This is a genomic window from Pseudomonas sp. Ps21-P2 (genome assembly GCF_039672565.1).
Classification (GTDB): Bacteria; Pseudomonadota; Gammaproteobacteria; order Pseudomonadales; family Pseudomonadaceae; genus Aquipseudomonas.
The window spans coordinates 40,362-50,360 of sequence record NZ_JBDFPL010000015.1 but is presented as its reverse complement, the minus strand read 5'-3'; the positions used below and the strand labels follow the sequence as shown (position 1 = coordinate 50,360).

The 9,999-nt window shown below is 58.1% G+C and carries 9 protein-coding genes; 7 read left to right on the top strand and 2 right to left on the bottom strand.

Going from position 1 to position 9,999, the window contains the following annotated elements:
- Positions 1 to 233 precede the first annotated feature (233 nt).
- On the bottom strand, positions 234 to 1,454 hold the full coding sequence (locus ABEH28_RS26295; RefSeq protein ID WP_346631493.1) for a CaiB/BaiF CoA-transferase family protein: 1,221 nt from the start codon (positions 1,452 to 1,454) through the stop codon (positions 234 to 236).
- Between the two features lie 10 nt (positions 1,455 to 1,464).
- Positions 1,465 to 2,646 carry an acyl-CoA dehydrogenase gene (locus tag ABEH28_RS26290; protein ID WP_122534346.1) on the bottom strand — a complete coding sequence of 394 codons (1,182 nt, stop codon included), beginning with the start codon at positions 2,644 to 2,646 and terminating at the stop codon, positions 1,465 to 1,467.
- Between the two features lie 171 nt (positions 2,647 to 2,817).
- Between ABEH28_RS26290 and ABEH28_RS26285 the strand changes: the two genes are divergently transcribed.
- The 7 genes from ABEH28_RS26285 to ABEH28_RS26255 all read left to right on the top strand — a co-directional run bounded on the left by ABEH28_RS26285 (position 2,818) and on the right by ABEH28_RS26255 (position 9,930).
- Positions 2,818 to 3,714 (top strand): LysR family transcriptional regulator, encoded by an 897-nt coding sequence (locus tag ABEH28_RS26285; RefSeq protein WP_346631492.1) that lies wholly within the window; start codon positions 2,818 to 2,820, stop codon positions 3,712 to 3,714.
- 424 nt (positions 3,715 to 4,138) lie between these two features.
- Entirely contained in the window at positions 4,139 to 5,260 is a 1,122-nt protein-coding gene (locus tag ABEH28_RS26280; protein WP_346631491.1) for a Re/Si-specific NAD(P)(+) transhydrogenase subunit alpha, read from the top strand.
- Between the two features lie 11 nt (positions 5,261 to 5,271).
- On the top strand, positions 5,272 to 5,592 hold the full coding sequence (locus ABEH28_RS26275) for an NAD(P) transhydrogenase subunit alpha (RefSeq protein ID WP_065987890.1): 321 nt from the start codon (positions 5,272 to 5,274) through the stop codon (positions 5,590 to 5,592).
- The gene (locus ABEH28_RS26270) at positions 5,592 to 7,037 is read left to right on the top strand and encodes an NAD(P)(+) transhydrogenase (Re/Si-specific) subunit beta (protein ID WP_192174468.1); all 1,446 of its coding nucleotides are present in this window, start codon (positions 5,592 to 5,594) and stop codon (positions 7,035 to 7,037) included. The genes ABEH28_RS26275 and ABEH28_RS26270 overlap by 1 nt, the downstream gene beginning before the upstream one ends.
- Before the next feature lie 186 nt (positions 7,038 to 7,223).
- Positions 7,224 to 8,717, top strand: coding sequence for an acetyl-CoA hydrolase/transferase family protein (locus ABEH28_RS26265; protein WP_346631490.1), 1,494 nt, complete (start codon positions 7,224 to 7,226; stop codon positions 8,715 to 8,717).
- A 318-nt stretch (positions 8,718 to 9,035) separates the two neighbouring features.
- On the top strand, positions 9,036 to 9,251 hold the full coding sequence (locus tag ABEH28_RS26260; protein WP_346631489.1) for a DUF1127 domain-containing protein: 216 nt from the start codon (positions 9,036 to 9,038) through the stop codon (positions 9,249 to 9,251).
- A gap of 361 nt (positions 9,252 to 9,612) precedes the next feature.
- The gene (locus ABEH28_RS26255) at positions 9,613 to 9,930 is read left to right on the top strand and encodes a DUF2388 domain-containing protein (RefSeq protein WP_346631488.1); all 318 of its coding nucleotides are present in this window, start codon (positions 9,613 to 9,615) and stop codon (positions 9,928 to 9,930) included.
- Positions 9,931 to 9,999: the final 69 nt, after the last annotated feature.

Here is a 9,999-nt window from a genome sequence, read left to right as displayed (position 1 = left end):
ATTCAAGCATCTGAACCGAAGCATTCCTCGCTGCTTACTTCGTCCAACTCGTTGATTATCAAGGAGTTTTCCGTTTCGTCTGCGCCGGAAGTGGGGCGAATTATAGACAGATCCAGAGGGGCGTCAACACCTAATTTGAACTTTTGGCGAAAAAGCCAAAAACCTAAGGAAATCCGATACTTCCTTCTGTTTATATAGAGACCGGCTAAAGACTCCTGCAAGAGCACCAGCCCTTAGAAAACGCCCCTCTGACGCAAGGCAATTACCTCAGCGTCAGGTATTCCTAATAAGCCGGTTAGAACTTCCAATGTGTGCTCTCCCAACAGCGGCGGCGCACGCCGATATTCAACAGGCGTGGCAGATAAACGAATCGGACTGGCAACCTGAGGAACAGTCCCGCCCAATGCATGAGGCAACTCAACCTGGAGACAGCGGAATTGCACATGCGGATCTGCGAACACCTGGGCGACATCGTTAATAGGGCCACACGGTACGCCGGCCCCCTCCAACGCCGTGACCCATTCGGCCGTGGTCTTGAAGACGGTGGCCTGCCGGATCAGCGGGATCAGCTCCGCACGATGCGCCACGCGCTGCTTATTACTCGCAAACCGCGGATCGCTGGCCCACTGCGGCTGCCCGGCCACTTCTGCGAATTTGCGGAACTGGTTGTCGTTCCCCACCGTGAGAATGAAATCGCCATCGGCGGTGGGAAAATCCTGGTAGGGCACGATATTCGGGTGAGCATTACCCAGTCGCCTTGGCGATACGCCCGTCGTCAGGTAATTCATTGCCTGATTTGCCAGGCAGGCGACCTGCACATCCAGCAACGCCATGTCGATGTGCTGACCAGCCCCCCCCTGATCCCGATGCGCCAGAGCAGCAAGAATCGCAGAAGTCGAATACAGCCCCGTCAGAATATCCGTCAGCGCCACGCCGACCTTCACCGGTCCCGCGCCATCCTCCCCCTCGGGACGACCGGTAAGGCTCATCAGCCCACCGAGCCCCTGGATCATGAAGTCGTAACCTGCTCGCTTGGCGTAGGGTCCCGTCTGACCGAACCCGGTAATGGAGCAATATATGAGCCTGGGGTTCTCCAGTTGCAGTGATTCGTAATCCAAACCGTAGGCCTTCAGCCCGCCAACCTTGAAGTTCTCGATGACGATATCGGACTTCGCCGCCAGTTCGCGGACCAGCTTCTGGCCTTCGGGTTGGGTGAAGTCGATGGTGACGGACTGTTTGTTGCGGTTGGCTGACAGGTAGTACGCAGCTTCAGACGTGTTTTCTCCGCGCGGATCCTTCAGGAAGGGCGGCCCCCACGCGCGCGTGTCGTCGCCGTTACCCGGGCGCTCGATCTTGATCACCTCGGCGCCGAGGTCAGCCAGAATCTGCCCTGCCCAAGGGCCGGCGAGGACCCTGGACAAGTCCAGCACACGCAAATGCGATAACGCGCCCATTGCTGGCTCCTTAATAGAAGGCCTGGATGCCGGTTTGCGCGCGACCAAGGATAAGCGCATGGACGTCGTGGGTACCTTCGTAGGTATTTACCACCTCCAGATTGACCAGATGCCTGGCGATACCGAACTCATCAGAGATGCCGTTGCCACCCAGCATGTCACGCGCCATACGCGCGATGTCCAGCGACTTGCCGCAGGAGTTGCGCTTCATGATGGAGGTGATTTCAACCGCTGCAGTGCCCTCGTCTTTCATTCGGCCAAGACGCAGGCAGCCTTGAAGCGCCAGCGTGATCTCGGTCTGCATGTCAGCGAGCTTTTTCTGGATCAGCTGGTTAGCTGCGAGGGGACGGCCGAATTGTTGACGGTCCAGTGTGTATTGACGCGCGGTGTGCCAGCAAAACTCGGCAGCCCCCAAGGCCCCCCAGGAAATGCCATAGCGGGCGGAGTTCAGGCACGTGAACGGACCTTTAAGACCGCGGACGTCCGGGAAAATGTTCTCTTCCGGCACAAACACGTTGTCCATCACGATCTCGCCAGTGATCGAAGCGCGCAGGCCGACCTTGCCGTGAATCGCCGGAGCAGTCAGGCCTTGCCAGCCCTTTTCCAGTACGAAGCCGCGGATATCGCCGGCGTCATCTTTGCCCCAGACAACAAAGACATCGGCGATCGGGCTGTTGGTGATCCACATTTTGCTGCCGGTCAGACGGTAGCCGCCTTCGACGCTCCGCGCACGGGTGATCATCGCGCCCGGATCCGAACCATGATTGGGTTCGGTAAGGCCGAAGCAACCAATCCATTCACCGGACGCAAGCTTTGGCAGGTATTTCTGCTTCTGCGCTTCAGTACCAAATTCGTTGATAGGCACCATGACCAGGGAGGACTGCACGCTCATCATCGAACGATAACCGGAATCGACGCGCTCGACCTCGCGAGCAATCAAGCCGTAACACACGTAGTTCAGACCGCTGCCGCCGTACTGCTCCGGGATCGTGGCGCCGAGAAGACCTATCTCACCCATCTCGCGAAAGATCGCCGGATCTGTCTTTTCATGGCGGAAGGCTTCAAGCACACGCGGTGCCAGTTTGTCCCTGGCGAACTGCTCGGCGCTGTCGCGAACCATGCGCTCTTCTTCGGTGAGTTGCTGGTCCAGCAACAGGGGGTCGATCCAACTGAAACTTGCCTTGCCGCTCATGACTCTCTCCTCACCAAATGCGCTTCCGGACCTGCCGGAGAAGTAATGAAGCGAGCCTAGGCCTGAACCCTGGATCGAGCAAACGACGATTTCGCATCATCCTGTGTTAATTTCTCACTCCGAGACACGGCCGGTGCCAGCGGGCCGTCGCTGTGAGTGAGGCAAAGGTACATGCGTCGTAAAATCCCAAGCACCGCTGCGCTGGTGAGCTTCGAGGCAGCCGCGCGGCACGAGAGCTTCACCAAGGCGGCTGAGGAGCTTTCTCTGACCCAGAGCGCGATCTGCCGTCAGGTCGCGAGCCTGGAAGCGTTCTTGAATGTCGGCCTGTTCCGACGTTCACGACGGGGTGTGAAGCTTACGGAGGCTGGCCTTTCCTACAGCCGGCGCATCGCAACGCAACTTGACGCTGTTGAACGCGACACGCTGTCAGTGATGGGTCATCAGGGCGTCAATGTGATCGAACTGGCGGTAGTGCCCACCTTTGGCACGCAATGGTTACTGCCACGCCTAAAGGATTTTCAGAAGAACCACCCTGACGTCACTATCAACCTGACCAACCGCACGCGACCGTTTTTGTTTGCCGATACCGAATTCGACGCAGCTATCTACTTTGGTGATGCTGATTGGTCCGGTACCGAGTCCCACAGACTGATGGGCGAAAATCCCATGCCGGTCTGCAGTCCGGCACTGCTTGGGGCACGGCACAGCATCAGCGCTCAAGAGTTGGCCGAGATGCCGCTGCTCCAGCAAACCACTCGGCCCTACGCCTGGCGGCAGTGGTTCAACTCGCTGGACATGGGGGTGGCTCGCGACATGACAGGTCCCCGATACGAGCTATTCTCCATGCTCGCTCAAGCAGCCATGCACGACATGGGTGTGGCGCTCATACCACCATTTCTTATTCAGCATGAACTGGCCGAAAAACGCCTGGTGATTGCCAACCCTCACCAGCTTTCAAGCTTAAAAGCGTATTACTTGATGATTCCGGAGCGCAAAACGGAATCAGCGTCGCTGAAGGCGTTTCGCGACTGGCTGATTCAGCAGGCCAAGACCTACTCCCTGCCCTGAATGCCTATCCACAACACGCACGTTTCCGTGTAGTACGAAGATCCTAAAACCTACATATATCTTGATTTGTCGCATTTGCGACACACGCTTCTTTTTGCTCGCGTTATCCCAATAGTCATACAAATAGCGCTCTACAGCCTGATTTCACTTCATTTTAGGAATTTTGCCTTAACACGGTCGTGAGCACCCGTTACCAAGGAAATGTATTTGTTATCAATGGCTTAACCGGTTTTGTGCGTCAATCGGTCACAGGGTGACTTGTAGTACATTTTTCGTTCGGTTACAGAAACCCTTGAAGGCCTCTGGTATCCCCTGCAAAATGCCGCGCCCGGCTGTGTTAACGGGCGTAGTGATCGCAATCCCAGCCCTCGGGCCGTAGCGCGCTGGCCTAATTAAGACAATAAGATCACGCAGGAGATTTGACGTGCACATTGGAGTCCCCCTCGAAACCCAGCCTGGTGAAACCCGGGTCGCCGCCACTCCCGAAACCATCAAAAAGCTCGTCGCCCAAGGCCACACCGTGACTGTGCAGAACGGCGCGGGCATTGCGGCGAGCGTGACCGACAGTGCTTATGAGGCGGCAGGTGCATTGATCGGCAGCACCGCCGATGCATTCGGCGCTGAACTCATCCTCAAGGTCTCCGCTCCCGGCGACGCCGAGTTGCCGTTGATCAAAAGCGGCGCAGTGGTGGTCGGGATGCTCAACCCTTTCAATAACGACATGATCGCCAAGCTGGCTGAACGCGGTATCACCGCTTTTGCCCTCGAAGCCGCGCCACGTACCTCTCGCGCGCAAAGCCTCGACGTGCTGTCTTCCCAAGCCAACATCGCTGGCTATAAGGCTGTGCTGTTGGCGGCGCAGCACTACCCGCGCTTTATGCCCATGCTGATGACAGCGGCCGGTACGGTGAAAGCAGCGCGCGTGCTGATTCTCGGAGCGGGGGTTGCGGGGCTGCAGGCCATCGCCACTGCCAAACGACTGGGTGCGGTCATTGAGGCCTCTGACGTACGTCCGGCGGTGAAGGAGCAGATCGAGTCGCTAGGGGCCAAGTTCGTTGACGTGCCCTACGAGACTGACGAGGAGCGGGAAGCTGCCGTGGGCGTCGGCGGTTACGCCCGCCCGATGCCGGCCAGCTGGATGCAGCGTCAGGCTGTGGCCGTTCATGAGCGTGCCAAACAGGCGGACATCGTGATTACCACGGCGCTGATTCCCGGTCGCAAGGCTCCGGTGCTGTTAAGCGCTGAAACGGTCGCGCAGATGAAGCCCGGCTCGGTGGTGATCGATCTGGCGGCAGCGCAGGGCGGCAACTGCCCTCTGACGGTAGCCGACCAAGTGGTGGTCGAGCATGGCGTGACCATCGTTGGCCACACGAATCTGCCCGCCATGGTCGCGGCGGATGCGTCGGCTCTTTATGCCCGCAACCTGCTGGACTTCATGAAGCTGCTCTTCACCCAGGAAGGCCAGTTCCAGATCAACCTCGAAGACGACATCGTTGCCGCGTGCCTTATGTGCCGCGATGGCCAAGTCATCCGCAAGAACGGCTGAGGATAAAAATAATGGAAGAGTTCATCTCACCCGGTATCTACAACCTGATCATCTTCGTGCTGGCCATTTACGTCGGCTACCACGTGGTCTGGAACGTGACGCCTGCACTGCACACGCCCCTGATGGCAGTCACGAACGCTATCTCGGCCATCGTCATCGTCGGCGCCATGCTTGCCGCCGCGCTGACAGTGACGCCACTGGGCAAAACCATGGGCACCCTGGCCGTTGCGCTGGCGGCCGTTAACGTCTTCGGCGGTTTTCTCGTCACCCGGCGGATGCTTGAGATGTTCAAAAAGAAAGCGCCCAAGGCAAAAGACGAGGTGGCCAAGTAATGAGCATGAACCTCGTCACCTTGCTGTACCTCGTTTCGGCCATCTGCTTCATCCAGGCGCTGAAGGGCTTGTCTCACCCAACCACCTCGCGCCGAGGCAATCTGTTCGGCATGCTCGGCATGGGCCTGGCTGTTCTGACTACGATAGGACTGGTGTTCAAACTGGCTGCGCTATCTACCGACGGCGCCAGCGCAGGCATTGGCTACATCCTTATCGGTCTGCTGGTCGGCGGTACTGCCGGTTCGATCATGGCCAAGCGCGTCGAGATGACCAAGATGCCTGAATTGGTCGCCTTCATGCACAGCATGATTGGTCTGGCAGCCGTGTTCATCGCCATCGCTGCGGTGGTCGAGCCACAGTCGCTGGGCATCGTTCACCACTTAGGCGATCCGATTCCTGCGGGCAACCGTCTGGAGTTGTTCCTGGGCGCGGCGATCGGGGCGATTACGTTCTCCGGTTCGGTCATCGCCTTCGGCAAGCTGTCGGGCAAATACAAGTTCCGCCTGTTCCAGGGCGCACCGGTGCAGTTTGCCGGTCAGCACAAGCTCAATCTGGTTCTGGGTCTGGCGACGCTGCTGTTCGGCATCACGTTCATGCTGACGGGTAGCCTGTTCGCGTTCAGCGTCATGCTGATCCTGGCGTTCGTGATTGGCGTGCTGCTGATTATCCCGATTGGTGGCGCAGACATGCCGGTTGTGGTGTCGATGCTCAACAGTTACTCGGGCTGGGCAGCGGCGGGTATTGGCTTCTCGCTGAACAACTCGATGCTGATCATCGCCGGCTCTCTGGTCGGCTCATCCGGCGCGATTCTGTCGTACATCATGTGCAAGGCAATGAACCGCTCGTTCTTCAACGTGATCGGCGGCGGCTTCGGTGGCGCAGTGGATGCCGGTGCTACGAGCGGCAGCAAGGAAGCCCGTCCGGTTAAATCGGGATCGGCTGACGATGCAACCTTCCTGCTGACCAACGCCGACACCGTAATCATCGTGCCGGGTTACGGGCTGGCGGTTGCTCGAGCGCAGCACGCGCTGAAAGAGCTGACCGAAAAGCTGACCCACGCGGGCGTTACGGTGAAGTACGCGATCCACCCGGTGGCCGGCCGGATGCCGGGGCACATGAACGTGCTGCTGGCGGAAGCCGAGGTGCCTTACGATCAAGTGTTTGAGATGGAGGACATCAACTCCGAGTTCGGTCAGGCGGACGTCGTCCTGGTGCTGGGCGCCAATGATGTGGTCAATCCGGCGGCGAAAAACGATCCCAAGTCGCCGATTGCCGGCATGCCGATTCTCGAGGCGTACAAGGCCAAGACCATCATCGTCAACAAGCGCTCCATGGCCAGCGGCTATGCAGGCCTGGATAACGAACTGTTCTACCTGGACAAAACCATGATGGTCTTTGGTGACGCCAAAAAGGTCATCGAGGACATGGTCAAAGCGATCGAATAATCGCTGCAACTCGCGATGAAACAACCCTCGGCGCAGGTGATGGCCGAGGGTTTTTTACAGCCCGGGTAAAAGTGTTTCTCGCGCAAAGGCGCTAATTAGAGCCTTTAGTGCGACCTTGGTAGCGGGACGAACGCTCCTCAAATCTCTAGACTTCGCTCACGCATCTTTGTCATGAGATTAAACAACATGCACCGTGAACGAATCCGTCTGCCCTCGCTGATGAGCAAGATAATGAGCGCGGCCGACGCCGCTTCCTTGATCAAGGACGGCATGACCGTCGGCATGAGCGGCTTCACCCGCGCCGGCGAAGCCAAGGCCGTGCCTCAGGCGCTGGCCGAACGCGCCAAGACTGTTCCGCTGAAGATCAGCCTGATGACGGGCGCCAGCCTGGGCAACGATCTGGACAAGCAACTGACGGAAGCAGGCGTGCTCTCCCGCCGCATGCCGTTTCAGGTCGACAGCACCCTGCGCAAGGCCATCAACGACGGCACCGTGATGTTCATTGACCAGCACTTGTCGGACACCGTCGAGCAGCTGCGCAATCGCCAGATCAAGGCCGTGGACATCGCCGTGATCGAATGCGTAGCAATCACCGAAGAGGGACATCTGGTGCTCAGCACGTCAGTCGGCAACTCGGCGAGCTTCGCCATTCTTGCCGAACACGTGATTATCGAGATCAACCTTGCCCAACCCATGGAGCTCGAAGGGTTGCATGACATCTATATACCGACCTACCGACCAACACGCCTGCCGATCCCGGTGCTCAAGACCGATACCCGAATCGGCAGTCAGGCCGTGAAGATCGATCCGGCCAAGATCGTCGGCATCGTGATCAGCACTCAACCCGACTCGCCGTCGACTGTGTTGCCGGCAGACACTGACACTCAGGCTATCGCGGGCCACTTGGTCGAGTTCTTCAAAGGCGAAGTGCGGCTGAAACGCCTGACCAATCAGCTCATGCCGCTGCAGGCGGGGGTAGGCACGATCGCCAATGCCGTCATGACCGGGCTGATCGATTCACCCTTTCACGGCATGACCATGTATTCGGAAGTGCTGCAGGATTCGACGTTCGATCTGTTCGAGGCGGGTAAGCTGGATTTTGCTTCGGGCTGCTCCATGACGCTGTCCGAGCGCAAGCACGCCGCGGTCTACGACAATCTGGAGCAGTACAGATCCAGACTGTTACTGCGCCCCCAGGAAATCTCGAACCATCCGGAGGTCGTCCGCCGCCTGGGCATCATTGGTATTAACACTGCCCTGGAGTTCGACCTGTACGGGAACGTCAACTCCACTCACGTGGGCGGCACACGGATGATGAACGGGATAGGCGGGTCAGGCGACTTCGCCCGCAACGCCCATCTCGCCATATTCGTGACGAAGTCCATTGCCAAAGCCGGAGCCATTTCAAGCGTGGTGCCAATGGTCAGCCACGTAGACCATACCGAACACGATGTAGACATTCTGGTCACCGAGATCGGACTGGCAGACCTGCGAGGCTTGGCACCCCGCGAGCGCGCCCGGGTCATCATCGACAACTGTGTGCATCCGGCCTATCGCGAGGCGCTGAATGACTACTTCCGCCGCGCCTGTGCAATTGGCGGTCACACGCCGCATGTGCTGCGGGATGCACTCAGCTGGCACCTGAACCTGGAAGAAACCGGCCGCATGTTGGCGATCTGAAAACACAGTTTGTCAGTGGCGACGACCTTTCGTCGTCACAGTTCGCAGCCTGAACGCAAATTCTGCAAAAACTGTACTGCTGTACGGGTGATTTCACGTAGGTCTACCGGCAAATGACTGGCAGATGACCAAAAAAGCACACTTCTGGTGCAGACCCGTACAGTTGCCCCACTTCCGAACAAAACAGTGGTGATTAACAGTTAACTGGAGCAGCACAATACAAATGAACTGTGTCTAGAGAGAGACGGGCAATGAGAGGAATATTGTCACCAATCAAGTCAATCTCTAATCCCGCCACAAGCGGAAGGAAGAAGCATCATGGAACGCACCGTCAGTTCCGAATTGTTCTACGAAGACACCGCAAAAACCGCACAAGCCTCGTTGCCGCTGCGCGTGTTCGCCAACCTGATGCTCTGGCAGCGTCGCCTGTCCAGCCGCCATCAACTGGCTCGCCTGGATGCACGTTTGCTGGCTGACGCCGGTATCAGCGAATCCCAGCGTTACGAAGAGCTGAGCAAGCCGTTCTGGCGCTAAGTTAGCGTCTGCTGGTCCCAGGCCGAGCGCCTCTCACCAGCAACCCGAATTGTTCAAACAAAACCCGTCAGCAGGTCACTGCTGGCGGGTTTTGTCGTTCTGGAGTAGGGCAAACCACGCAAAAGGCCAACCAGTACAGTTTTACGCAACTCAGCAAATCTCATTACAGTCCAACGATCACGGGCAATTGCGGCAGATATGGAGTTACGTAGCGGCGACTGGCACAAGGCCGGGATAGTTCGGCAGCCCGCTTATAAGCTAATCTTGCGCCACCTTGACCACGCAGTCACAAGACAGCTCTCGCTGAGCTTCCCGATTTATGCGTCTGTGTTTTCGAATCCCGTTATTTTGGAGTGCCTGTATGTCTCGCGTTCGCCTGTTGAGTGCCGCTTTCCTGATCGTCGCTACCACCGGGGCTCACGCCTCCAGTTTCGTGGTTACAACGGACACCATCGTCCGTGCGCTCGATGCTTCGTCCAACGCCACGTCTAAAATTTCGTCCTCCTTCCATGACGACAAGATCGTCCTGGCCGCCCGCGACGACGCGGCAAGCTTCGTTGCCAGCGAAGGCGAGATCCGAGGCGTGAAGCTACAGGGCGCCTTGCAACACATTCGAGAGGTTGCACCGGGCCTGCAAGCGTCGGACGCGCAACTCGCGCAAGCGATTCTTGCCATCTGATTCAGCTTCGCGACAGGTTTCTCAAACGCGAGCCCGGGTCTTTGCACTAGCTCTGGCCCGGGTGTTGCG

Bases quoted from the DNA above. Each gene is read 5' to 3' on its own strand.
- ABEH28_RS26295 (WP_346631493.1), bottom strand. From the start codon at position 1,454: ATGGGCGCGTTATCGCATTTGCGTGTGCTGGACTTGTCCAGGGTCCTC.
- ABEH28_RS26290 (WP_122534346.1), bottom strand. From the start codon at position 2,646: ATGAGCGGCAAGGCAAGTTTCAGTTGGATCGACCCCCTGTTGCTGGAC.
- ABEH28_RS26285 (WP_346631492.1), top strand. From the start codon at position 2,818: ATGCGTCGTAAAATCCCAAGCACCGCTGCGCTGGTGAGCTTCGAGGCA.
- ABEH28_RS26275 (WP_065987890.1), top strand. From the start codon at position 5,272: ATGGAAGAGTTCATCTCACCCGGTATCTACAACCTGATCATCTTCGTG.
- ABEH28_RS26270 (WP_192174468.1), top strand. From the start codon at position 5,592: ATGAGCATGAACCTCGTCACCTTGCTGTACCTCGTTTCGGCCATCTGC.
- ABEH28_RS26265 (WP_346631490.1), top strand. From the start codon at position 7,224: ATGCACCGTGAACGAATCCGTCTGCCCTCGCTGATGAGCAAGATAATG.
- ABEH28_RS26260 (WP_346631489.1), top strand. From the start codon at position 9,036: ATGGAACGCACCGTCAGTTCCGAATTGTTCTACGAAGACACCGCAAAA.
- ABEH28_RS26255 (WP_346631488.1), top strand. From the start codon at position 9,613: ATGTCTCGCGTTCGCCTGTTGAGTGCCGCTTTCCTGATCGTCGCTACC.